We start from the raw sequence: 24,538 nt of genomic DNA, 5'->3' as shown, positions 1-24,538 counted from the left end.
GTCGACGGTGTGCTGTGACGGTGAGCCGAAGCGGAAGTGGGCAGCATTCCCGCGGAGGCCCTCGACTCGGGCCCGAGGCATCGGCCCGACCAGGACAACGGTTTGAGCGAACGGTCGACCCTGCGGGAGGGACACGGTGGATTCTGGCGTGGCGGCGCGGGGTTCAGGAACGCGTACCAGAGGCGGACAGCCCGTGAAGAAACAGCGCCATGGAACCGTCGAGGTGGACGCGGCGGCTCTGAACAGACTGCTGGCGGGTCTCGTCGCGATGCGCGACGGCAACTTCCGCAGGCGGCTGACCGTCTCCGGCGACGGCGTACTGCCGGAGATCGCGGCGGTCTTCAACGAGGTCGCCGACCGCAATCTCCACCTCACGGGTGAACTGGCCCGGGTGCGCCGTGTGGTCGGCCGTGAGGGCAAGCTCACCGAGCGGCTGGAGACCGGTGCCTGCGAGGGCTCATGGGCCGCCGCGGTCGACGCGGCCAACGAGCTCGTCGACGACCTCGCCCGGCCGGTGTCCGAGGTGGGGCGGGTGCTCTCGGCGGTCGCCGACGGCGATCTCGAACAGCGGATGGAACTGCGGACCCACACGGCCGACGAGACCGTACGGCCGCTGCGCGGGGAGTTCCTCAAGGTCGCCCGTACGGTCAACAACCTGGTCGACCAGCTGTCCGCGTTCACCGAGCAGGTGACGCGCGTCGCCGTCGAGGTGGGCACCGAGGGCAAGCTGGGCGGGCAGGCCCAGGTACGCGGCATGTCCGGGTCCTGGAAGGACCTCACGGACTCCGTGAACACCATGGCGTACCGGCTGACCGCGCAGGTGCGTGACATCGCGCTGGTGACGACCGCCGTCGCCAAGGGGGACCTGTCGCGGAAGGTCACCGTCCATGTGGCCGGTGAGATGCTCCAGCTGAAGAACACCGTCAACACGATGGTCGACCAGCTGTCGTCGTTCTCCTCCGAGGTGACCCGGGTGGCCCGCGAGGTCGGCACCGAGGGCGAACTGGGCGGCCAGGCGACCGTGCCGGGGGTGGCCGGGGTCTGGAAGGACCTCACCGACTCCGTCAACACGATGGCGGGGAACCTGACCTCGCAGGTGCGCGGTATCGCCGAGGTGACGACCGCCGTCGCCAACGGGGACCTGACGCAGAAGGTCACGGTGAGCGCCCGGGGCGAGGTCGCCCAGCTCGCCGAGACGATCAACCAGATGACCGAGACGCTCCGCACCTTCGCCGACGAGGTGACGCGTGTGGCCAGCGAGGTCGGCGGCGAGGGGCTGCTGGGCGGCCAGGCCCAGGTGCCGGGGGCCGCGGGCACGTGGAAGGACCTCACCGACTCGGTGAACACGGTCTTCCGCAATCTCACGACACAGGTGCGGGACATCGCCCAGGTCACCACCGCCGTGGCCAGCGGTGACATGACGCAGAAGGTCACGGTCGATGTGGCCGGCGAGATGCTGGAGCTGAAGAACACCGTCAACACGATGGTGGACCAGCTTCAGTCCTTCGGGTCCGAGGTGACGCGCGTCGCCCGCGAGGTCGGTGTCGAGGGCCGCCTCGGGGGCCAGGCCGAGGTGCCGGGGGCCGCGGGCACCTGGAAGGACCTCACCGACTCGGTGAACACCGCTTTCCGCAACCTGACCGGCCAGGTCCGCGACATCGCCCAGGTGACCACCGCGGTCGCCAACGGCGACCTCTCGCAGAAGGTCACGGTCGATGTGGCCGGCGAGATGCTGGAGCTGAAGAACACCGTCAACACCATGGTGGCGCAGCTGTCCAACTTCGCCGACCAGGTGACGCGGATGGCGCGTGACGTGGGCACGGAGGGCCGTCTCGGCGGCCAGGCGCGCGTCGACGGGGTGTCCGGTACGTGGAAGGAACTCACCGACTCCGTCAACTCGATGGCGTCCAACCTCACCTCCCAGGTGCGCCAGATCGCCCAGGTGACGACGGCGGTGGCCCGCGGTGACCTGTCGCAGAAGATCGACGTGGACGCCCGCGGCGAGATCCTCGAACTGAAGAACACCATCAACACGATGGTGGACCAGCTGTCCGCGTTCGCGGACCAGGTGACCCGGGTGGCCCGCGAGGTGGGGACCTACGGGCGTCTCGGCGGCCAGGCCCAGGTGCCCGGCGTGGCCGGTGTGTGGCGTGACCTGACGGACTCGGTCAACGGCATGGCGGGCAACCTGACCGACCAGGTCCGCAACATCGCCCAGGTCGCCACGGCGGTGGCCCGGGGAGACCTGTCGCAGAAGATCGACGTGGACGCCCGCGGTGAGATCCTCGAACTGAAGAACACCCTCAACACCATGGTCGACCAGCTCTCCGCCTTCGCGGACCAGGTCACCAGGGTCGCCCGCGAGGTGGGCACGGAGGGCCGCCTCGGCGGGCAGGCCGAGGTCCAGGGCGTCTCCGGTACGTGGAAGGACCTCACCCAGTCCGTCAACGGCATGGCGAACAACCTCACCCTCCAGGTGCGGAACATCGCGGAGGTGACCACGGCGGTCGCCAAGGGCGATCTCTCCAAGAAGATCACCGTCGACGCCAAGGGCGAGATCCTCGAACTGGTGACGACCGTCAACACGATGGTGGACCAGCTGCTCAACTTCGCCGACGAGGTGACCCGGGTCGCCCGCGAGGTGGGTACCGAGGGCATCCTCGGCGGACAGGCCAGGGTGCGCGGGGTCACCGGCATCTGGAAGGACCTGAGCGACAACGTCAACCTGATGGCCAACAACCTGACCAGCCAGGTGCGGAACATCTCGCGGGTCTCCGCCGCGGTCGCCAACGGCGACCTGACGAAGAAGGTCACCGTCGAGGCGCGCGGCGAGGTCGCCGAACTCGCCGACACCGTCAACACGATGGTGACGACGCTGTCCTCGTTCGCCGACGAGGTGACCCGGGTGGCCCGTGAGGTGGGCACCGACGGACGGCTCGGCGGGCAGGCGCAGGTGCCGGGGGTCTCCGGTACGTGGAAGGACCTCACCGAGTCGGTGAACTCGATGGCCTCCAACCTGACCGGTCAGGTGCGCCAGATCGCCACGGTCACCACCGCCATCGCCAAGGGCGACCTCACCAGGAAGATCGACATCGATGCGCGCGGGGAGATCCAGGAGCTGAAGAACACCATCAACACGATGGTGGACCAGCTCTCCGCCTTCGCCGAGCAGGTCACCCGGGTCGCCCGTGAGGTGGGAACCGAGGGCCAGCTGGGCGGGCAGGCCCGGGTCCGGGACGTCGACGGCACCTGGCGCGACCTCACCGAGTCGGTGAACGAGATGGCCGGGAACCTCACCCGTCAGGTACGCGCCATCGCGGCCGTCGCCACCGCGGTGACCCGCGGCGATCTCAACCTGAAGATCGACGTGGACGCGGCCGGTGAGATCCAGGTCCTCCAGGACAACATCAACACGATGATCGCCAACCTGCGGGACACCACCCTGGCCAACAAGGAACAGGACTGGCTCAAGGGCAACCTCGCCAGGATCTCGGGCCTGATGCAGGGCCGCCGGGACCTGGACGACGTCGCCTCGCTGATCATGAGCGAGCTGACCCCGGTGGTCTCCGCGCAGCACGGGGCGTTCTTCCTCGCCATGCCCACCGGGGACAGCGACGAGGTGGGCGCGGCCGACGGCGACAGCGCGTACGAGCTGCGGATGCGCGGCAGTTACGGCTACTCGGCGGGCTCCATGCCGACGTCGTTCCGGCCCGGAGAGACGCTCATCGGGACCGCCGCCGAGGAGAAGCGGACCATCCAGGTGGACCATGTGCCGCCCGGTTACCTGAAGATCTCCTCGGGGCTCGGGGAGGCGCCGCCCGCCCATGTGATCGTGCTGCCGGTGCTCTTCGAGGGCAAGGTCCTCGGTGTGATCGAGCTGGCCTCCTTCCAGCCGTTCACCCACATCCAGCGGGACTTCCTCAACCAGCTCGCCGAGATGATCGCGACCAGCGTCAACACCATCAGCGTCAACCAGAAGACCGAGAAACTGCTCGAACAGTCCCAGGAGCTCACCGAGCAGCTCCGGGACCGCTCCCAGGAGCTGGAGAACCGGCAGAAGGCGCTCCAGGCATCCAACGCCGAACTGGAGGAGAAGGCCGAGCTCCTGGCGCAGCAGAACCGCGACATCGAGGTGAAGAACACCGAGATCGAGGAGGCCCGGCAGGTCCTGGAGGAGCGCGCCGAGCAGCTGGCGGTCTCGATGCGCTACAAGTCGGAGTTCCTGGCCAACATGTCGCACGAGCTGCGCACACCGCTCAACTCGCTGCTCATCCTGGCCAAACTGCTCGCCGACAACGCCGAGGGGAACCTCTCGCCGAAGCAGGTGGAGTTCGCCGAGACGATCCACGGAGCCGGTTCCGACCTGCTCCAGCTGATCAACGACATCCTGGACCTGTCCAAGGTCGAGGCGGGCAAGATGGACGTCAGCCCGACGCGGATCGCCCTGGTCCAGCTCGTCGACTACGTGGAGGCGACCTTCCGGCCGCTCACCGCGGAGAAGGGGCTCGACTTCTCCGTACGCGTCTCCCCGGAGCTGCCGGCCACACTGCACACGGACGAGCAGCGGCTGCTCCAGGTGCTGCGCAACCTGCTGTCGAACGCGGTGAAGTTCACCGACAGCGGTGCGGTGGAGCTGGTGATCCGGCCCGCCGGGGCGGACGTGCCGAACGCCATCCGGGAGCACCTGCTGGAGGCGGGATCGCTGCGTGACGCCGACGCCGGCCTGGTCGCCTTCTCCGTCACCGACACCGGGATCGGCATCGCGTCGAGCAAGATGCTGGTGATCTTCGAGGCGTTCAAGCAGGCGGACGGCACGACCAGCCGCAAGTACGGGGGCACCGGACTCGGCCTCTCCATCAGCCGGGAGATCGCCCGGCTGCTGGGCGGCGAGATCCATGCCGCGAGCGAGCCCGGCCGCGGATCGACCTTCACGCTCTACCTGCCGCTGCACGCGAGCGGGCCGGCGGCGCAGGGCTTCGGGCAGCTGGAGCCCGGGGCCGTCGAGGCGGTCCCGGGCGCGGCCCACGAGGAACCGCACCGGCCGACGGCGCCCCCGGCCGGCGCCGACGTGCCGGCGGCCGCCGAACAGCCGGGATCCCCCGGGGTGTTCCGGCGCCGCCGCAAGGCGCTGGGCACCGCGGCCCGGCGGCCCGCCCTGCCGAACGGCGCCTCGGCGACGGCGGACTCCGCCGCTGTGGACGAGTGGGTGCGGGACGATCAGGAGACCCGCCCGGACTTCCGCTTCCACGGCGAGAAGGTGCTGATCGTCGACGACGACATCCGCAACGTCTTCGCGCTGACCAGCGTCCTGGAACAGCACGGACTGATGGTGCTGTACGCGGAGAACGGCCGTGAGGGCATCGAAGTCCTGGAACAGCATGACGATGTGACCATCGTTCTGATGGACATCATGATGCCGGAGATGGACGGTTACGCCACGACCACGGCCATCCGCAGGATGCCCCAGTTCGCCGGTCTGCCGATCGTCGCCCTGACGGCCAAGGCGATGAAGGGGGACCGGGAGAAGGCGATCGACTGCGGAGCCTCCGACTACGTCTCCAAGCCCGTCGACTCCGACCATCTGCTGTCGGTGATGCAGAGGTGGATGCGCGGAGAGTGACCGAACGGACGGTTTTCCACCGGGAACCGCCGTACGGATATGCGCGAACGGGTGTGAGTGCGGAGGATCCGGGGAACCTTCAGGTCTCGCCCCGCGTTTTCGTTACGTGCGCAGTGACATCGTGGTGACAGGGTGTGGTGACGGGCGGCGTGCGGCTACCATGACCGGCACAAGGACGGACGGCGAAAGGGAGTCGTCCCCTGGGGCGGCACCCGGTGCGATTCCGGGGCGAGGAGGGCGGGCCATGATGCAGAAGGCCAAGATCCTCCTGGTCGATGACCGGCCGGAGAATCTGCTGGCGCTGGAGGCCATCCTCTCTGCGCTCGATCAGACACTGGTGCGGGCATCGTCAGGGGAGGAGGCGCTCAAAGCGCTGCTCACGGACGATTTCGCGGTCATTCTGCTGGACGTCCAGATGCCTGGTATGGACGGGTTCGAGACGGCTGCGCACATCAAGCGGCGGGAGCGGACCCGGGACATCCCGATCATCTTCCTGACCGCGATCAACCACGGTCCGCACCACACCTTCCGCGGTTACGCCGCGGGGGCCGTGGACTACATCTCGAAGCCCTTCGACCCGTGGGTGCTGCGCGCCAAGGTCTCGGTCTTCGTCGAGCTGTACATGAAGAACTGCAAACTGCGCGAACAGGCGGCCCTGCTGCGGCTCCAGCTCGAAGGCGGTGCGGGCGCGGGCGCGAACGACAAGGAGCCCACCGGCCTGCTGGCCGAACTCTCCGCGCGGCTCGCCGCGGTCGAGGAGCAGGCGGAGGCGCTCTCCAAGCAGCTCGACGACGATGCGGCGGACGCCGCGGCCGTGGCGACGGCCGCCCACCTCGAACGCAAACTCACCGGGCTGCGCCGCGCTCTTGACGCGCTCGAACCGGGTACCGGCGGCTCCGCGAACGCACTGTCCCCGCAGGGCTGAACCCGCCGGGGCCGGCGCGGAAGGCGCCGGTCCGGCGGGAAGCCGGACACGGGCCGTGGTTCCGGGGACGCCACACTGAACGGGCGTCAATTTCGTGCCTTTACAAGGCGACACGAACGGGTGAAGCCGTAGTCACGCGCGTCCACAGTGGTCGACACCGGTAACCTCGGTCACATGGCCTCACGTACGTCCGGCAAGGGTTCCCAGGGCGCGGCGGGCACCGCGAAAGCAGCCGGCCGTAGCCAGGGTCCGGCGAAGAAAGCCGCGCCCGCGAAGAAGTCCGCAGCGAAGAAGGGCGCGCCGCCCAGGACCGCGCCCGTCAGGAAGGCCCCTGCCAGGAAGGCGGCGGCCAAAAGGCCCGCGCCCAAACCCGCCCCGTCTCCGACCGGGGGCGTCTACCGGCTCGTCCGTGCCGTCTGGCTCGGTACCGCGCACGGTGTGGGCGCGGTGTTCCGCTCCATAGGGCGCGGCGCGAAAGGGCTCGACCCCGCACACCGCAAGGACGGGATCGCCCTGCTGCTCCTGGGGCTCGCGCTGATCGTGGCCGCGGGAACCTGGTCGCACCTGCAGGGCCCCGTCGGCGACCTCGTGGAGATGCTCGTCACCGGGGCGTTCGGGCGGCTGGATCTCCTCGTCCCGATACTGCTGGGCGCCGTCGCGGTGCGGCTGATCCTCTATCCGGAGAAGCCGGAGGCCAACGGCCGTATCGTCATCGGCCTTTCGGCGCTCGTCGTCGGCGTGCTCGGACAGGTCCACATCGCCTGTGGCTCCCCGGGCCGTGGCGAGGGCACCGACGCCATGCAGGACGCGGGCGGCCTGATCGGCTGGGCCGCCTCCAAGCCCCTGATCCACGTGATGGGCGAGGTCCTCGCCGTCCCGCTCCTGCTGCTGCTGACCGTCTTCGGCCTGCTGGTGGTCACCGCCACCCCGGTCAACGCGATCCCGCAGCGCCTGCGGCAACTCGGGGTCCGGCTGGGGATCGTCTCCACGCCGGAGGGCCCCGGGCAGGACACCGACGACGAACGGTACGAGGAACAGTGGCGCGACGCGCTCCCGGAGAGCACCCGGCGTGCCCCGGCGCGGCGTTCCCGGGCCGAGGTCCTCGACGCGGACCGGGCCGAGGACGAGGCGCCGGGCAAGCGCCGCCGCCCCCGTGGCGCGTCCGCGCAGCCCGCGTCGCAGCGGGGCATGGACGCGGTGGACGTCGCGGCCGCGGCCGCGGCCGCCCTCGACGGTGCCGTGCTCAACGGGATGCCGCCCTCGCCGGTCGTCGCCGACCTCACCCAGGGGGTTTCGCCGGACCGCGAACGTACCGGCACCCCGGTGCCCGGGGCGCGGGCGGCCGGGGGACCCGTCCCGGCGAGCCGGGGGGCTGGGCACGACGGCGGCCCGTCCGGCACCGGGGGCGTACCGGACCTGACCAAGCCGGCCCCCGAACCGTCCGGCTCGCTCCCGCCGCGCGCCGAACAGCTCCAGCTCTCCGGAGACATCACCTACGCGCTGCCCTCGCTCGACCTCCTGGAGCGGGGCGGCCCCGGCAAGTCGCGCAGCGCCGCCAACGACGCCGTCGTGGCCTCGCTCACCACCGTCTTCACGGAGTTCAAGGTCGACGCGGCCGTCACCGGCTTCACCCGCGGCCCGACGGTCACCCGTTACGAGGTGGAACTCGGCCCCGCCGTCAAGGTCGAGCGGATCACCGCCCTCACCAAGAACATCGCGTACGCCGTCGCCAGTCCGGACGTGCGGATCATCTCCCCGATCCCGGGGAAGTCCGCGGTGGGGATCGAGATCCCCAACTCCGACCGGGAGATGGTCAACCTCGGTGACGTCCTGCGCCTGGCGGACGCGGCCGAGGACGACCACCCGATGCTGGTCGCGCTCGGCAAGAACGTCGAGGGGGGCTACGAGATGGCCAACCTCGCGAAGATGCCGCACGTACTGGTCGCCGGCGCGACCGGGTCCGGCAAGTCCTCCTGCATCAACTGCCTGATCACCTCCATCATGGTGCGGGCCACCCCCGAGGACGTGCGGATGGTGCTCGTCGACCCCAAGCGGGTCGAGCTCACCGCCTACGAGGGCATCCCGCACCTGATCACCCCGATCATCACCAACCCGAAGAAGGCCGCCGAGGCGCTCCAGTGGGTCGTGCGGGAGATGGACCTGCGCTACGACGACCTCGCGGCCTACGGCTACCGGCACATCGACGACTTCAACCACGCGGTGCGCAGCGGCAAGGCCAAGGCGCCCGAGGGCAGCGAACGGGAACTCTCGCCCTACCCCTATCTGCTGGTCATCGTCGACGAGCTGGCGGACCTGATGATGGTCGCGCCGCGCGACGTCGAGGACTCCATCGTCCGCATCACCCAGCTCGCCCGTGCCGCCGGCATCCACCTGGTGCTCGCCACCCAGCGCCCCTCCGTGGACGTGGTCACCGGCCTGATCAAGGCCAATGTGCCCTCACGGCTGGCCTTCGCCACCTCCTCGCTCGCCGACAGCCGTGTCATCCTCGACCAGCCCGGCGCCGAGAAGCTGATCGGGAAGGGCGACGGGCTCTTCCTGCCGATGGGCGCGAACAAGCCGACCCGTATGCAGGGAGCCTTCGTCACCGAGGAGGAGGTCGCCGCCGTCGTCCAGCACTGCAAGGACCAGATGGCGCCGGTCTTCCGTGACGACGTGGTCGTCGGGACCAAGCAGAAGAAGGAGATCGACGAGGACATCGGGGACGACCTGGACCTGCTCTGCCAGGCCGCCGAACTCGTCGTCTCCACCCAGTTCGGGTCCACCTCGATGCTCCAGCGCAAACTGCGGGTGGGCTTCGCGAAGGCCGGGCGGCTGATGGACCTGATGGAGTCACGCAACATCGTGGGCCCGAGCGAGGGTTCCAAGGCGCGTGACGTCCTGGTCAAGGCCGACGAGCTCGACGGGGTGCTGGCCGTGATCCGGGGGGAGGCCCCTTCCTGAGCGCCGCCCCTCGTCCCGGCGGGGGACCCCCCGCGGAAAACTCGCGGGCAACCGTTTCGTCCGGTCGTACGTCACGTTGGAGAAGGAGGGAAGGAGAGCCGGCGGGACCGTGTGCCCGCCGTGGTGCTCCGTGCCCTGTCCGAGGGGCCGGCCGGCGAGTCCGATGGCGTACAAAGTCGTCCCTCCCGGTTGCCCCACCCTTTCGTACCCCCCCTAGACTGAACCTCCAGCAGGTGGCTCACGCTCGAAAGGCGCCCCCGTGTCCATCGGCAACTCCCCCGAAGACGACCGGCCTTCGATCGGTCGCGTGCTCCAGCAGGCTCGTATCGCCGCAGGTCTGACGGTCGAGGAAGTCAGCAGCTCCACCCGGGTGCGCATCCCCATCGTGCACGCGATCGAGGCCGACGACTTCTCGCGCTGCGGCGGTGACGTGTACGCACGCGGCCACATCCGCATGCTCGCCCACGCCGTCCGGCTCGACCCCGGCCCCCTGATCGACCGGTACGACGACGAGCACGGCGGCCGTCCCGCCCCCACCCCGGCGGCACCGCTGTTCGAGGCCGAGCGGATCCGCTCGGAACCCCGACGGCCCAACTGGACGGCGGCCATGGTCGCCGCCATCGTCGCCGTGACCGGTTTCGTCGGATTCACCGCGTTCTCCGGCGACGACGACGGCACCGGAAAGGCCCAGGTCGCCGAGGGGTCCACCCCCGACGAACCCACCGCCGAACCGGCCCCCAGCAAGCCCGCCGACCCCAAGCCGGCCCCCTCGGAGAGCGCCATCGCCGCGGCCCCCCGCGACAAGGTGACGGTGAAGATCAGCGCCACCGGCAAGAGCTGGATCTCCGCCAAGGACCACAGCGGGCGGCTGCTCTTCGACGGCCTGCTGTCCCAGGGCGATTCCAAGACCTTCCAGGACAAGGAGCGGATCGACCTCGTCCTCGGTGACGCCGGGTCGATCGACCTCTTCGTGAACGGCAAGGAGATCGAGGACCGGTTCGAGCCGGGACAGGTCGAACGGCTCTCGTACACGAAGGGCGACCCGGAGGTCGGCTGACCCTTCCCTCCCGCCCGTGAGCGCCCGGCATCCGTGCCGGGCGCTCACGCGTTTCCACCGCTTCCACCGCGCCTCGCCGGTCACTGTGCGTAGCAGCCAACCCTGCACGGCAGGAGGGGGTCGGGGACAAAGTAGTCTTGAGCCCATGCCCGAACGCCGTACCGTCGCCCTTGTCACTCTTGGCTGCGCCCGTAACGAGGTGGACTCGGAGGAGCTCGCAGGCCGCTTGGCAGCGGACGGCTGGGATCTCGTCGAGGACGCCTCGGACGCGGATGTCGCCGTCGTCAACACCTGTGGGTTCGTCGAAGCCGCCAAGAAGGACTCGGTCGACGCCCTGCTCGAAGCCAACGATCTCAAGGAGCACGGCAGAACCCAGGCCGTGGTCGCCGTCGGCTGCATGGCCGAACGCTACGGCAAGGACCTCGCCGAGGCGCTGCCCGAAGCGGACGGGGTCCTCGGCTTCGACGACTACGCCGACATCTCCGACCGCCTGCAGACGATCCTCGGCGGCGGTATCCACGCCTCCCACACCCCGCGGGACCGCCGCAAGCTGCTGCCGATCAGCCCGGCCGAGCGGCAGGACGCCGCCGTCGCGCTGCCCGGACACGCGCAGGAGATCACGCCCGCCCCGGCCGACCTCCCCGAGGGCATCGCCCCGGTCTCCGGTCCGCGGGCACCGCTGCGCCGCCGGCTGGGCACCAGCCCGGTCGCCTCGGTGAAGCTCGCCTCCGGCTGCGACCGCCGCTGCTCGTTCTGCGCGATCCCCTCCTTCCGCGGCTCCTTCATCTCCCGGCGCCCCTCGGACGTCCTGGGGGAGACGCGCTGGCTCGCCGAGCAGGGCGTCAAGGAGGTCATGCTGGTCTCCGAGAACAACACGTCCTACGGCAAGGACCTCGGCGACATCAGGCTGCTGGAGACCCTGCTCCCCGAGCTCGCCGAGGTCGACGGGATCGAGCGGATCCGCGTCAGCTACCTCCAGCCCGCCGAGATGCGCCCCGGGCTCATCGACGTGCTCACCTCCACGCCGAAGGTCGCGCCGTACTTCGACCTCTCCTTCCAGCACTCCGCCCCCGGCGTGCTGCGGGCGATGCGGCGGTTCGGTGACACGGACCGCTTCCTGGAGCTGCTGGACACCATCCGGGGCAAGGCCCCGCAGGCGGGCGCCCGCTCGAACTTCATCGTGGGCTTCCCGGGCGAGACCGAGGAGGACCTCGCCGAACTGGAGCGCTTCCTCACAGGTGCCCGGCTGGACGCCATCGGGGTGTTCGGCTACTCCGACGAGGAAGGCACCGAAGCCGTCGGCTACGAGAACAAGCTGGACGCCGACGTGATCGCCGAGCGGCTCGCGCACATCTCGCGGCTGGCCGAGGAACTCACCTCGCAGCGCGCGGAGGAGCGCGTCGGGGAGACCCTCCAGGTCCTCGTCGAGTCCGTGGAGTCCGAGGACGACGGCCCGGTCGCGGTGGGCCGCGCCGCCCACCAGGCGCCGGAAACGGACGGCCAGGTCGTCTTCACCGCACGCGAGGGTCTGGTGCCCGGCCGTATGGTCGAAGCGAAGGCAGTGGGCTCCGAGGGAGTGGACCTCGTGGCCGAACACCACCAGCTCGTGGAGGCAGCCAGATGACGGGAGCCCCGGCGTCCGCGGCAGGCGGTTCCGGCGCGACGCCGGTACCCCGTGGCGGCAGGCTGGGCGCGGCGGCCGTCAACCAGGCCGGCCTGTGGAACATCGCCAACATCCTCACCATGGTGCGGCTGCTGCTGGTCCCGGTCTTCGTGCTGCTGCTCCTGCACGACGGCGGCGCGGATCCGGCCTGGCGCTCCTTCGCCTGGGCGGCCTTCGCCGTCGCCATGATCACCGACGTGTTCGACGGCCACCTCGCGCGCACGTACAACCTGGTCACCGACTTCGGGAAGATCGCCGACCCCATCGCGGACAAGGCGATCATGGGTGCCGCGCTGATCTGCCTCTCGGCGCTCGGGGACCTGCCCTGGTGGATCACCGGCGTCATCCTCGCCCGGGAACTCGGCATCACGCTGATGCGGTTCTGGGTCATCCGGCACGCGGTGATCCCGGCCAGCCGCGGCGGGAAGCTGAAGACCCTCGCCCAGGGCACCGCCGCGGGCATGTACGTCCTGGCACTGACGGGCCCGCTGGCGACTTTCCGCTTCTGGGTGATGATGGCCGCCGTCGTCCTGACGGTCGTCACGGGAGCGGACTACGTCCGGCAGGCCGTCGTGCTGCGGCGCAGAGGACTGGCGGCCGAGCGGGCGGCGGCACTGGAGGCCGTCGCCGCAGCGGCCGACACCGGTCCGGGCACCGCAGACACGGGGGTCACGGACATGGAGGCCACGGACGTGGTGGCCGCGGCCGCGGGGGCCACCGGCGGGAGGGCGGCCGGCGCCCCCGCGGACTCCGCTCCGCTCGCGGACGTCGCCGAGCCCGTCGCCGGGGCGCGCGGTGCCACCGAGGCCGAGCGGTGACCACCGGGGCGGCGGCCCGGGTGCTGGATCGGCTGCGGGAGCGCGGTGAGACGCTGGCGGTCGCGGAGTCCCTGACCGGCGGCCTGGTGGCAGTCGGCCTCACCGCGGTGCCCGGCGCCTCGGACTCCTTCCGGGGATCCGTCACGGCGTACGCCACGGACCTCAAGCGGGACGTGCTGGGTGTCGACGGGGCGTTGCTGGACGAGCGCGGCGCCGTGGACGCCGATGTCGCCGCGGGGATGGCGGCCGGTGTACGGCGGGTGCTGGGGGCGGACTGGGGAGCGTCCACCACCGGGGTCGCCGGACCGGCCTCCCAGGACGGCAAGCCGGTCGGAACGGTCTTCGTGGCGGTCGCCGGACCCGACGGCGGACAGAAAGTCGCCGAACTGAGGTTGAACGGCGACCGGGCGGACATTCGTAGAGAGAGTGTACGGAGCCTGCTCGAGCTGCTCTCCGGCGAACTCGCCGAAAATGCGAGGGCACAGGATACGGAACAGAACGGGGGGAATTGATGTTTGCAGCCCTGAGTGAACACGACATCGCTCCCCGCACGGCCGCGGCGCAAGGCGGTACGGTGGGGCGTGAAGGATGCGGCTACGCGGTCCGAGGAGGGAGCCACCGATGATTCTGCTCCGTCGCCTGCTGGGTGACGTGCTGCGTCGGCAGCGCCAGCGCCAAGGCCGTACTCTGCGCGAAGTCTCCTCGTCCGCCCGAGTCTCGCTCGGCTATCTCTCCGAGGTGGAGCGGGGGCAGAAGGAGGCATCCTCCGAGCTGCTCTCCGCCATTTGCGACGCGCTTGACGTACGGATGTCCGAGCTCATGCGAGAAGTGAGCGATGAACTCTCCCTGGCTGAGCTGGCCGAGTCGGCAGCCGCCAGTGATCCGGTGCCTGTGCCGGTACGTCCGATGCTCAATTCCGTATCGGTCTCCTCGGTCGCAGGCGTACCGACGGGACGGGTCACCATCAAGGCACCCGCGGAAGCGGTCGTCGCCGCCTGACCTGCGCGGTTTCCGGAAACCAGAAGCCCCGGCCAACCCTCTGGAGGGTTGGCCGGGGCTTTCGGTTTTCCGTGTGTGCGACGGGTTTCGCGGGGCAGGTGCGGATCGAGGCCGGTTGGCGTTCCCCGGGTGACCTCCCGGGAGAGACCTCCCGAATGACCCTTTTAAGTCATTTATGCCATCGTGGACGGGTGGTACGCCGCACAGCTATCTGAACGGAGAAGTGGATGTCTGTCGTGAAGAGCCCTCTGTCCGAGAGTGACCGCAAGGTCGTGGGTGACGCGCTGCAGGGCGCGCTCGTCGACCTGATCGACCTCTCCCTCGTGGCCAAGCAGGTTCACTGGAACGTGGTCGGTCCGCGTTTCCGCTCCGTGCACCTTCAGCTCGATGACGTGGTGGACACGGCGCGGCAGCACTCCGACACGGTCGCGGAGCGGGCTTCCGCGGTCGGTGTCAACCCGGACGGACGGTCCAAGACCCTCGCGAAGACCACGGCCATCGATCTCGTGCCGGACGGCTGGATCAAGGACGTGGACGCGGTACGTGTGCTGGTCGACGCTCTGAAGGTCGTGATCGACCGGATGCGGCAGCGCATCGAGGAGACCGACCGGCCCGACCCCGTCAGCCAGGACATCCTGATCACGCTGACGGCGGACCTGGAGAAGCACGCGTGGATGTTCCAGGCGGAGAGCGCCTGAACGTCCACAAAGTGTCCGACCTCGGAGAAGGGAGCAGTCATGACGGACGACAAGGCCAAGGACAAGCTCAAGGGCAAGGCCAAGGAGATGACCGGCAAGATGACCGGTGACCGCCGCAAGGAAGGCGAAGGGAAGGCCGACCAGGCCAAGGCCAAGGCGGAGGGTGCGCTGGGCAAGACCGGCGACCGCGCCAAGGGCGTGAAGGACTCCCTGAGCGACGAGGGCAACTGACCCCGGACGGCTCCGGCTCCGGCGGACTCCGCCGCCCGGTGTGGTTCCGGGCCTGTCGGCCCCCGCGACGCTGTTGTGCCCCCTGCCGCTCGGCAGGGGGCACACGCGTGCCAAGAGGAGTGCTCCCGCGCTCGGGCGCCGTACGCTGCCGCAGCGGCACGGGTGCGTGCGGGGCGGGGCCGGGGGAGACTCTGCGCAGGGGCGCCACCGCCCGGTACGGGCGCGGTTTTGATGGGCACCGGAACGGGTGCGGAATCGGCCAGCCGGTTCGAGGCGTCCGGGACGGTGCGTTCGCACGCCGGGGTGCACGCCGGTTGTGCGCCGATGCGCCCCGCCACGAGACCGGGCCGTCCACGCGTCGGCCGGAGGAGGCAGCCTTGGTGCGGCGATGGGTGCCGGCGTCCGTCCTCGGCGGTGTGTGGTGCTGGGCGGTACTGCGGCTCCTCCTGGAACCGGAGCATGCGGGCCTGGTCGAGGGCGCGGTGGCGGCGGGCGGCTGGGGACTGAGTCTGCTGCCGGTCCATGTCGCGCCCCCCGAGGGGCCGGCCGGGGGCGCGGAGTGTGCCGCCGGGGAGCGCCCCGGGGCGGGGAAGGCGCCCGGGGACCGGGGCCCGTCGGCGGAGAGCTCGGGAGGGCCGTGAGTGTGCCGCGGGAGCACCGTGCCGCAAGGGCGCGGCGAGAGCGGGGGCGCCGTGCCACGGCGGTGGAGTGGGGCGGAGGCAGGGGCGGGGCGGGGCAGGACGGGCCGTGGTGGGGCGGGACGAGGCAGCAGAGAGCGGGCGAGGGCGGTGGGGAAGTCCCTTCAGGGGGCCGGACCGGTCTGGCAGCCGGGGCACCAGTAGACGGGACGGTTGTTCTGCTCGGTCCTGCGGACCGGCGTGCCGCACCGGAGGCAGGGGCGGCCGCCCCGGCCGTAGACGTACAGCTTCTCCCGGGTCCGGCCTCGGGGGAAGGCGGCGGTGGGCCCCGTGGTGATCCGCGTCGGACGGTCGCGGTTGGCTTCCAGGAGCTGTGCGGCGGCGCCGACAAGGCGGGTCAGTGCGGGGCGGGGCAGTTCTCCCACGGGAAGCCAGGGCGTCACACGGGCCAGGAAGCAGAGCTCACACATGAAGACGTTGCCGATACCCGCCAGATTGCGCTGGTCCAGCAACGCCGCGCCGAGCGGGCGCCCGGGGGCGGCCAGCAGGTGGCGCTCGGCGACTTCGGGATCCCAGTCCGGTCCCAGCAGATCGGGCCCCAGACGGCCTGTCACCCGCTCTTCGTCCTCGGTGCGGAGCACCTCCAGTACCGGAAGGCGGTAGCCGACGGCGGTGCGCTCCGCCGTCCCGAGGACGGCACGGATCTGGTGGGAGGGGCCCCCGCGCCAGCGCTCGCCCGGGGCGTACAGGTGCCAGGCACCGTCCATCCGCAGGTGGCTGTGCAGGGTGAGGCCGCCCTCGACACGGGTCAGGAGGTGTTTGCCGCGCGAGGCGACGCCGAGGACGGTACGGCCGGTCAGGTCCACCGTGGCGAACCGGGGGACACGCAGGTCGAAACGGGTCAGGACCTGTCCGGCCAGCGCGGTGTCGAGACGTTTCGCGGTCCGTAGGACGGTGTCGCCTTCGGGCATGCCTCCATGATGCGCGTACCCGGCCGTGCGCGGGCGCCCCGGAGAGCGGTGCGCCGGGGGGCGGGTACGCACGGCCGGGCGGTGCGGCAGGCGGAGGACACCGGACGGCCGGCGGGCACCGCATGGTCGGCGGACACCGCGCGGTCGGCGGACACCGCGCGGGTGGTGGCGCGGGCCCGGGCGGCACGGGTGGCGGCCGTCCTGGGGCTCAGGCGCGCAGGCGCAGTCCTCTCGGGGTGGCGAGGAAGCCGGCGGCTTCCAGGGCGCGGCCCAGCGGCGAGGTGAGCGACGGGACGCCGTTGGTCCGCTCCACGGTGACGGTGCCCAGAGCCCCGGCGCGGGCCGCTCGGGCCAGGGCTTCCGCCGCCGCGACGAGCCGTGGATCGCCGGGATCGGACGGCCAGGCCAGCAGAGACTTGCCGCCGCGCTCCATGTACAGCGTCAGTTCGCCCTCGACGAGCACCACCAGCGCACCGGCCTTGCGCCCCGGTTTGTGGCCTGCCCCGTCCGGGGACTCCGGCCAGGGCAGGGCCGCGCCGTACGCGTTGGCGGGGTCCGCCGCCGCGAGGACCACGGCGCGGGGCTCCGCGCCGGGGTCCTGCCGCTCACGAGCCGTGGAGACCGCCCTGAGCCGGTCCACGGCACCGTCCATGGCGAACTGGGCGGCCCCCAGCCCCTCGACGACATAACCCCGGCGGGCCCGGCCGCTGTCCTCGAACGCGGAGAGGACCCGGTACGCCGCGGAGAACCCGCCCTCCACACCCTCGGCCTGCACGGCGCCCCGGGTCACCACCCCGTGACGGTCCAGGAGCGTCTGTGCCAGGGCGTGCGCACGGTGGGTCGGTTCGGGTTCGGCGGCAGGCAGCAGGGACCACCGGCCCGATACGGTCGGCGGTCCCGTGCGGGACGCCGGGCGGGCGGCTCCCGTCAGCGATCCGTAACGGCCGCGCGGCACACCGCGCTTCGCCCGGTGCGCGGTGGAACCGGCGGTACGGCCCGAGCCGAGCAGCGAACGCAGCGGGGCCAGGGTGTCGTTGGTGAGGCGGCCCGACCAGACCAGGTCCCAGAGCGCGTCGGCGAGCTGCGGATCGGTGCAGTCCGGATGGGTGGTGGCACGCACCTGGTCCGCGATCTGCCGGAAGAACAGGCCGTACCCGCCGGACAGTACCCCGAGGACGGACGCGTGGAGCGCGGTCTCCTCCAGCGGGCGGGGCGGCGGGAGCAGCAGGGGAGCGCTGTCCGCGAGATGGAGGGAGAGCCAGCCGTCCTTGCCCGGGAGGGCGCCCGCCCCCGCCCACACGACTTCGCCGGTCGTCGTGAGTTCGTCGAGCAGTGCGGGGGTGTAGTCCCTGACACGGCTCGGCAGGATCAGTTTCTCCAGAGCGGAGGCGGGCACGGGAGCGCCCTGCAACTGCTCGACGGCCCTGGCCAGTCCGTCGATCCCGCGCAGTGCGCTGTCGCCGACGTGCTGCCACTGCGGGAGGAAGCCCGCCAGTGCCGCGGGCGGGACCGGTTCGAGCTCCTGACGCAGAGCGGCCAGCGAACGCCGCCGCAACCGCCGCAGCACCGTGGCGTCGCACCACTCCTGCCCGGCGCCCGCCGGATGGAACTCGCCCTGCACCACGCGGCCCGAGGCGGTGAGCCGCTGGAGCGCCCCCTCCGTGACCGCGGTACCGAGCCCGAAACGGGCCGCGGCGCGACCGGTCGTGAAAGGGCCGTGCGTGCGGGCGTACCGGGCGAGGAGGTCACCGAGCGGGTCCTTCACCGGCTCCGTGAACGCCTCCGGCACCCCGACGGGCAACGCGGTGCCCAGGGCGTCGCGCAGCCTGCCCGCGTCCTCGACCGCCGCCCAGTGGGCCGTTCCGCCGATACGGACCCCGATGGCACGGCGGGCCGACGCCAGTTCCGGTGCCCACCGCGGATCCGCGCCGCGCCCGGCCAGCTCCGCGTCGGTGAGCGGCCCGAGAACACGCAGCAGATCGGCGACGCCTTCGACGTCCTTGACCTTCCTGTCGTCGGTCAGCCACTGGAGCTCCCGCTCCAGCTCGCCGAGTACATCGGCGTCCAGCAGTTCGCGCAGCTCCGCCTGGCCGAGCAGCTCGGCCAGGAGACGGGAGTCCAGCGAGAGCGCGGCGGCCCGCCGTTCGGCGAGCGGCGAGTCGCCCTCGTAGAGGAACTGCGCGACATAGCCGAAGAGGAGTGAACGGGCGAAAGGCGAGGGCTCCGGAGTGGTCACCTCGACCAGCCGGACGCGGCGCGCCTCCAGATCGCCCATCAGCTCCGTGAGGCCCGGCACGTCGAACACGTCCTGGAGGCACTCCCGGACCGCCTCCAGGACGATCGGGAACGAACCGAACTCGGAGGCCACCTGGAGCAGCTGGGACGCGCGCTGACGCTGCTGCCAGAGCGGGGTGCGCTTCCCCGGGCTCCGGCGTGGCAGGAGCAGGGCACGCGCCGCGCACTCCCGGAACCGGGAGGCGAACAGGGCGGAACCGCCTACCTGTTCGGTGACCACCTGGCCGATCTCGCCCCTGTCGAAGAGCACGTCAGCGGCGCCGACGGGCGGCTGCTCCCCGCCCTGTCCCGCTCCCGGGGACACGGGTGCCGGCGCCGGGAGATCCGGGCCGGCCGGCCCGCCGGCGGACGGCTCGTCGAAGTCCAGCAGGTCGAGCCCCATCAGATCGGCGTCCGGCAGCCGCAGCACGATGCCGTCGTCCGCGTGCATGACCTGCGCGTCCATGCCGTAGCGCTCGCCGAGCCGCGCCGACAGGGCGAGCGCCCACGGGGCGTGCACCTGGGCGCCGAACGGCGAATGCACCACCACCCGCCAGTCGCCCAGCTCGTCCCGGAAACGCTCGACCAGCACCGTCCGGTCGTCGGGGATGTGACCGCAGGCCTGCCGCTGCTCGTCCAGGTACGACAGGACGTTGCCGGCGGCCCAGGCGTCCAGCCCCGCGGAGAGCAGGCGGAGCCTGGCGTCCTCGGGCGGCAGACCGCCGATCTCCCGCAGGAACGCGCCCAGCGCACGGCCCAGCTCCAGCGGACGGCCCAGCTGGTCGCCCTTCCAGAACGGCAGCCGGCCGGGGACCCCCGGGGCCGGTGACACCAGGACCCGGTCCCGGGTGATGTCCTCGATCCGCCAGGACGTGGTGCCCAGCGTGAAGACGTCACCGACCCGGGACTCGTACACCATCTCCTCGTCCAGCTCCCCGACCCGGCCGCCGCCCTTCTTCGGGTCGGCGCCCGCCAGGAACACCCCGAAGAGCCCCCGGTCGGGGATGGTGCCGCCGGAGGTGACGGCGAGCCGCTGCGCGCCCGGCCGGCCGGTGACCGTGCCGGCGACACGGTCCCAGACCACCCGCGGGCGCAGTTCGGCGAAGGCGTCGGAGGGGTAGCGCCCGGCGAGCATGTCGAGCACGGCCGTGAACGCCGACTCGGGCAGCGAGGCGAACGGCGCCGCCCGACGCACCAGGGCCAGCAGGTCGTCGGCCTGCCGGCTGTCGAGGGCCGTCATCGCCACGAGCTGCTGGGCCAGCACGTCCAGCGGGTTGGACGGGACACGCAGGGACTCGATGGCGCCCTCGCGCATCCGCTCGGTGACCACGGCCGCCTGCACCAGATCACCGCGGTACTTCGGGAACACCACCCCGGTGGAGACCGCACCGACCTGGTGGCCCGCTCGCCCCACCCGCTGGAGCCCGGAGGCCACGGAAGGCGGTGACTCGACCTGGATCACCAGATCGACCGCGCCCATGTCGATACCGAGCTCCAGGCTCGACGTGGCCACCACCGCGGGCAGCCGGCCCGCCTTGAGGTCCTCCTCCACCTGGGCACGCTGCTCCTTGGACACCGAACCGTGGTGAGCGCGGGCCAGCAGCGCGGGCGCGCCCCTGGCCGCCCCGGACTGCGCCATGACCTCGGCGGGGGAGTGGACCTCCGGCAGAGCCGCCGAAGGCGAGCCGGGGTCGAACGCCGTGCCGGTCGCCCGCTCGTAGGCGATCTCGTTGAGCCGGTTGCACAGCCGCTCCGCCAGCCGCCGGGAGTTGGCGAAGACGATGGTGGAGCGGTGCGCCTGGACGAGATCGACGATCCGTTCCTCGACGTGCGGCCAGATCGACGGCTTCTCCGCCTGCCCCTGCCCGGTGTCCGCCGCGGGCGAGCCGCCCAGCTCCCCGAGGTCTTCCACCGGCACCACGACCGAGAGGTCGAACTCCTTGGCCGACGGGGGCTGGACGATCTCCACCTTGCGCTGCGGGGACAGGAACCGGGCCACTTCGCCGACCGGCCGTACCGTCGCCGACAGCCCGATACGGCGGGCCGGCCGGGGCAACAGCTCGTCCAGGCGCTCCAGCGACAGCGCCAGGTGGGCGCCGCGCTTCGTGCCCGCGACGGCGTGCACCTCGTCCAGGATCACCGTCTCGACACCCGCGAGCGCCTCCCGGGCCGACGAGGTGAGCATCAGGAACAGCGACTCCGGGGTGGTGATCAGGATGTCCGGCGGCTTCGTCGTCATCGAGCGCCGCTCGGCCGGCGGTGTGTCGCCGGAACGGATACCCACCCGCACCTCGGGTTCGGGCAGGCCCAGACGGACCGACTCCTGACGGATCCCGGTCAGCGGTGACCGCAGGTTGCGCTCCACGTCGACCGCGAGCGCCTTCAGCGGCGAGATGTAGAGCACCCGGCAGCGTTTCCCGGCCTCGGCGGGCGGCGGGGCGGCCGCCAGCCGGTCCAGTGAGGCGAGGAAGGCGGCCAGCGTCTTGCCCGATCCGGTCGGCGCGACGACGAGCACGTCCGAACCCTCACCGATCGCACGCCAGGCTCCCTCCTGTGCCGCGGTCGGCGCGTCGAAGGCGCCCGTGAACCAGCCGCGTGTCGCGGGCGAGAACGAATCGAGTGCGGAACCTGCCATGCCCACCATCGTGCACCCGGGCACCGACAACGGCCGTGCCGGATGGCGGACAGCCCCGGCTCCACCCGCCCGGACCTGCGAGGATGCGGCCATGGCGGGAGCGGGACAGGCGCAGGAGTGGGCGCGGCACTGGAAGTACGCCGGACTGCCCGGCCTCGACCTGCTGCGCGCCCGCTACGTCCGCCACACCTTCCCCCGGCACAGTCACGAGGGGTACGTCCTGGCCTCCGTCACCCGCGGGGTCGAGGCCGTCGGACTGCCGGAGGGCACCGTGTGCGCGGGGCCCGGCAGCGTCATCATGATCAACCCGGAGGTCCCGCACACCGCCCGCGCGGGGATACCCGACGGCTGGGTGTACGACACCCTCTACCCCTCCGCCCGGCTGGTCGGCACCGTGGCGGCCGATCTGACGAGGCTGCGCGGAACGCCCGGCTTCGCCCGTACCAGCGCCGTGGACCCCCGGGGCGCCCGGCTGATCACCGAGGTCCACCGGGCCGCGGAGGAGGGCAACGCGCTGGCCGCCGACAGCGTGCTGCGCGTCCTGCTCGGCCGGCTGCTGCGGGCCCACGGCACCGTCCTGCCCGCCAGGGCCCCGCTCGCGGCGGGATCCCGGGACGCCGCCCGCGCCCGCGCGGTGCTGGAGGACCGGATGGACCGGCCACCCACCCTGGAGGCGCTCGCCGCCGAACTGGGCACCAGCCCCTTCGCGCTGCTGCGGGCCTTCAAGAAGCAGTACGGGATGCCCCCGCACACCTGGCTCACCGACGCCCGGGTCCGCCGCGCACGGCGGCTCCTCGACAAAGGGACGGCACCCGCCGAAGCCGCCACCGCCGTCGGCTTCACCGACCAGCCCCATCTCAACCGCCACTTCACCCGGATCGTGGGGGTCCCCCCGGGCGCCTACCGGCGCGAACGCGCAGGAACGTACAAGACCGGCCGGGGCCACGCGCCGTAGCGTTCCGGGCGTGGCAGAACAGAGAACACCGCTTCAGGACCTTCAGGACACCGGAGCCCCCGGCACCCCGCCGGACGGTGGACCGGACGCCGCGGCCGTCCGGGACGCGCTCGGCGTGGGCACGGCCGTGGGCCTCTCCGGGTTCGCCTTCGGCGTCACCTCGGCCGGAGCCGGGCTCACCCTGCTCCAGACCTGTGCGCTGAGCCTCCTCGTCTTCACCGGCGCCTCGCAGTTCGCCCTGGTGGGCGCGCTCGCCGCGGGCGGCAACCCCTTCACCGCCGCGGCCGGCGCCTTCTTCCTCGGCGTACGCAACGCCTTCTACGGACTGAGGCTCTCCCAGCTGCTCGCCCTGCCGCGTCCGCTCCGGCCCCTGGCCGCCCACTGGGTCATCGACGAGACGACGGCGGTCACGCTGTCCCGGCCCACCCGCAGGTCGGCGCGCATCGGCTTCACCGTCACCGGGCTCACGCTGTACGTCCTGTGGAACCTCACCACCCTGGCGGGCGCGCTCGGAGCGAAAGCGCTGGGCGACACGGGCGCCTGGGGGCTGGACGCGGCGAGCCCGGCCGTCTTCCTGGCGCTGCTGGCACCGATGCTGAGAAGCACCACGGAACGTGTGGCGGCGGGGCTCGCGGTCCTCCTCGTGCTGGGCCTGCTGCCGGTTCTGCCGGCGGGCGCGCCCGTCCTGCTGTCCGCGCTGGCCGCACCCGCCGTACTGTTCCTCGGGGGACGCGGCACCAGGAGGGACGCGGACCGGACCGGCGGGACCACGGACACGAAGCCCGCCCCGCACACGACGCCCGCCCCGCACACCCGGGAGGACCGATGAACGTCTGGATCGCCATCGGACTCACCGCGGCCGGCTGCTACCTGGCCAAACTCGCCGGACTGCTGGTCCCCGCCGGGGCGCTCGAACGCCCGCTGGTGCAGCGGCTGGCCGCCCTTCTGCCGGTCGCGCTGCTCGCCGCCCTCACCGCGCAGCAGACCTTCGCCGACGGACAGCGGCTGATGGTGGACGCCAGGGCCGCGGGGCTCGCCGCAGCCGCCGTCGCGCTGGTGCTGCGGGCGCCGTTCCTCGTCGTCGTGGGCGCCGCCGTGGCCGTCACCGCGGGTGTCCGCGCCCTGGTGTAGGGCCGCGGGCCCTCAGCGCAGGGCGCGGCCGTGGGCCCGCAGCGTCTGCAGGGCCCTGAGCGTCACGAGGGGCCTGCCCTCGAGCTCCGTACCCGGCGCCCACTGCCGCCAGGTGACCGGCCAGCCGCCGTCCTGCTGCTGCCCGGCCGCGAGCCGGTCCAGGGACGCCTCCAGCTCGGACTCGCTGAACCAGCGCCGCGCGAGGGAACCGGGGGTACGGGCGTAGTCGTACGGGAAGTGGTGCTCCCCCGGCGCGTAACCGGGCGCCACCGGGTAGTCCGCGCGCCGGCGCGTGTCGAGCACCACCAGGCGCTGATCACGCACCAGTTGCCCGAGCCGTTCGGCGGCCTCCTCGGCGCGGGACCGGTCCGGGACGCCGTCCAGGAAGGCCACGGCCGCCTCGATCTCGTACGGATGGGACTGCTTCAGCGCGTCCACGGCCGCCCAGCAGAAGTCGGTGGCACGGAACAGCCAGGCGTGCCACACCTGGTTGCGGTGGAGCAGCCCGACCACCGGCCCGGTGGCCAGCAGTTCGGCCGGGGGGTCGTCCACGACGGGGATGAAGGGGGCGGCGGGGTAGCCGCGCTGCGAGGGGTGGAGGGCCGGCAGGGCGCCCTCCTTGGTGGACGTCTCCGTCAGATACCGGCAGATCCGCTCCACCCGCGGTCCCGAGCACCGGCCGATCGAGTCGAGGACGCTGAGCGCGTGCGCGGTGTGCAGCGGCTGGCTCACGGGGCCGCGGAGATCGGGTTCGAGCGCGTGCCCGTAGCCTCCGTCCTCGTTCAGGTAGGCGGCGAGGGCCGTTTCGACGGCGTCCGCGCTCCCGTCCAGGAAGAGGTGGGCGAACCGCCGTTGTTCCAGGACGCGTGCGGTGAGCCAGATGAACTGTTCGGCGCGGGCGAGGGGGGATGCTCCGGTTCCAGCCATGGACCGACCGTAGAGGGGGAAGACACGGGCGGTAC

At 71.8% G+C, this 24,538-nt stretch carries 17 protein-coding genes; 14 read left to right on the top strand and 3 right to left on the bottom strand.

Features of this window, described 5'->3' with window-relative positions; translation table 11 throughout:
• The first annotated feature begins 193 nt into the window (after positions 1–193).
• The 11 genes from CP967_RS07840 to CP967_RS07790 all read left to right on the top strand — a co-directional run bounded on the left by CP967_RS07840 (position 194) and on the right by CP967_RS07790 (position 15,613).
• Positions 194–5,620, top strand: a complete 5,427-nt coding sequence (locus CP967_RS07840) for a HAMP domain-containing protein (protein WP_150487265.1) — start codon at positions 194–196, stop codon at positions 5,618–5,620.
• A gap of 244 nt (positions 5,621–5,864) precedes the next feature.
• Positions 5,865–6,545, top strand: a complete 681-nt coding sequence (locus tag CP967_RS07835; protein WP_150487264.1) for a response regulator — start codon at positions 5,865–5,867, stop codon at positions 6,543–6,545.
• A 174-nt stretch (positions 6,546–6,719) separates the two neighbouring features.
• Positions 6,720–9,506, top strand: coding sequence for a DNA translocase FtsK (locus CP967_RS07830; RefSeq protein WP_150487263.1), 2,787 nt, complete (start codon positions 6,720–6,722; stop codon positions 9,504–9,506).
• Positions 9,507–9,765: 259 nt separating this feature from the next.
• Positions 9,766–10,563, top strand: coding sequence for a helix-turn-helix domain-containing protein (locus tag CP967_RS07825; protein ID WP_150487262.1), 798 nt, complete (start codon positions 9,766–9,768; stop codon positions 10,561–10,563).
• Positions 10,564–10,708: 145 nt separating this feature from the next.
• A complete protein-coding gene (gene rimO, locus CP967_RS07820; protein ID WP_150487261.1) occupies positions 10,709–12,187 on the top strand; it encodes a 30S ribosomal protein S12 methylthiotransferase RimO in 1,479 nt (492 codons plus the stop codon).
• Positions 12,184–13,044, top strand: coding sequence for a CDP-diacylglycerol--glycerol-3-phosphate 3-phosphatidyltransferase (pgsA, locus tag CP967_RS07815; protein WP_150487260.1), 861 nt, complete (start codon positions 12,184–12,186; stop codon positions 13,042–13,044). The genes rimO and pgsA overlap by 4 nt, the downstream gene beginning before the upstream one ends.
• Positions 13,041–13,556 carry a CinA family protein gene (locus CP967_RS07810; protein WP_150487259.1) on the top strand — a complete coding sequence of 172 codons (516 nt, stop codon included), beginning with the start codon at positions 13,041–13,043 and terminating at the stop codon, positions 13,554–13,556. The genes pgsA and CP967_RS07810 overlap by 4 nt, the downstream gene beginning before the upstream one ends.
• Positions 13,557–13,665: 109 nt before the next feature.
• Positions 13,666–14,043 carry a helix-turn-helix domain-containing protein gene (locus CP967_RS07805; protein ID WP_150487258.1) on the top strand — a complete coding sequence of 126 codons (378 nt, stop codon included), beginning with the start codon at positions 13,666–13,668 and terminating at the stop codon, positions 14,041–14,043.
• 227 nt (positions 14,044–14,270) lie between these two features.
• Complete coding sequence (locus tag CP967_RS07800) at positions 14,271–14,741, top strand: Dps family protein (RefSeq protein WP_150487257.1); 471 nt, start codon at positions 14,271–14,273, stop codon at positions 14,739–14,741.
• A gap of 39 nt (positions 14,742–14,780) precedes the next feature.
• Positions 14,781–14,972 carry a CsbD family protein gene (locus CP967_RS07795; protein ID WP_150487256.1) on the top strand — a complete coding sequence of 64 codons (192 nt, stop codon included), beginning with the start codon at positions 14,781–14,783 and terminating at the stop codon, positions 14,970–14,972.
• A 377-nt stretch (positions 14,973–15,349) separates the two neighbouring features.
• Positions 15,350–15,613 (top strand): hypothetical protein, encoded by a 264-nt coding sequence (locus CP967_RS07790; RefSeq protein ID WP_150487255.1) that lies wholly within the window; start codon positions 15,350–15,352, stop codon positions 15,611–15,613.
• Between the two features lie 161 nt (positions 15,614–15,774).
• Here the strand turns inward: CP967_RS07790 and CP967_RS07785 are convergent, their stop codons facing one another.
• Both CP967_RS07785 and CP967_RS07780 read right to left on the bottom strand, forming a co-directional pair.
• On the bottom strand, positions 15,775–16,581 hold the full coding sequence (locus CP967_RS07785) for an Fpg/Nei family DNA glycosylase (protein WP_150487254.1): 807 nt from the start codon (positions 16,579–16,581) through the stop codon (positions 15,775–15,777).
• A 208-nt stretch (positions 16,582–16,789) separates the two neighbouring features.
• Positions 16,790–21,490: an Lhr family ATP-dependent helicase gene (locus CP967_RS07780; protein ID WP_150487253.1), complete on the bottom strand. Its 4,701-nt coding sequence runs from the start codon at positions 21,488–21,490 to the stop codon at positions 16,790–16,792.
• A gap of 91 nt (positions 21,491–21,581) precedes the next feature.
• Between CP967_RS07780 and CP967_RS07775 the strand changes: the two genes are divergently transcribed.
• From CP967_RS07775 to CP967_RS07765, 3 genes are read left to right on the top strand one after another with little or no spacing between them, the layout of a single operon-like run.
• On the top strand, positions 21,582–22,445 hold the full coding sequence (locus tag CP967_RS07775; RefSeq protein ID WP_150491752.1) for an AraC family transcriptional regulator: 864 nt from the start codon (positions 21,582–21,584) through the stop codon (positions 22,443–22,445).
• A 10-nt stretch (positions 22,446–22,455) separates the two neighbouring features.
• Entirely contained in the window at positions 22,456–23,274 is an 819-nt protein-coding gene (locus CP967_RS07770) for an AzlC family ABC transporter permease (RefSeq protein ID WP_150487252.1), read from the top strand.
• A complete protein-coding gene (locus CP967_RS07765; protein ID WP_150487251.1) occupies positions 23,271–23,576 on the top strand; it encodes an AzlD domain-containing protein in 306 nt (101 codons plus the stop codon). The genes CP967_RS07770 and CP967_RS07765 overlap by 4 nt, the downstream gene beginning before the upstream one ends.
• A gap of 12 nt (positions 23,577–23,588) precedes the next feature.
• Here the strand turns inward: CP967_RS07765 and CP967_RS07760 are convergent, their stop codons facing one another.
• A complete protein-coding gene (locus CP967_RS07760) occupies positions 23,589–24,503 on the bottom strand; it encodes a hypothetical protein (protein ID WP_150487250.1) in 915 nt (304 codons plus the stop codon).
• Positions 24,504–24,538: the final 35 nt, after the last annotated feature.

Origin of the sequence: Streptomyces nitrosporeus (genome assembly GCF_008704555.1) — a bacterium.
GTDB lineage: Bacteria > Actinomycetota > Actinomycetes > Streptomycetales > Streptomycetaceae > Streptomyces > Streptomyces nitrosporeus.
The sequence above is the reverse complement of the archived record's forward strand: the minus strand, read 5'-3'. Positions and strand labels throughout refer to the sequence as shown.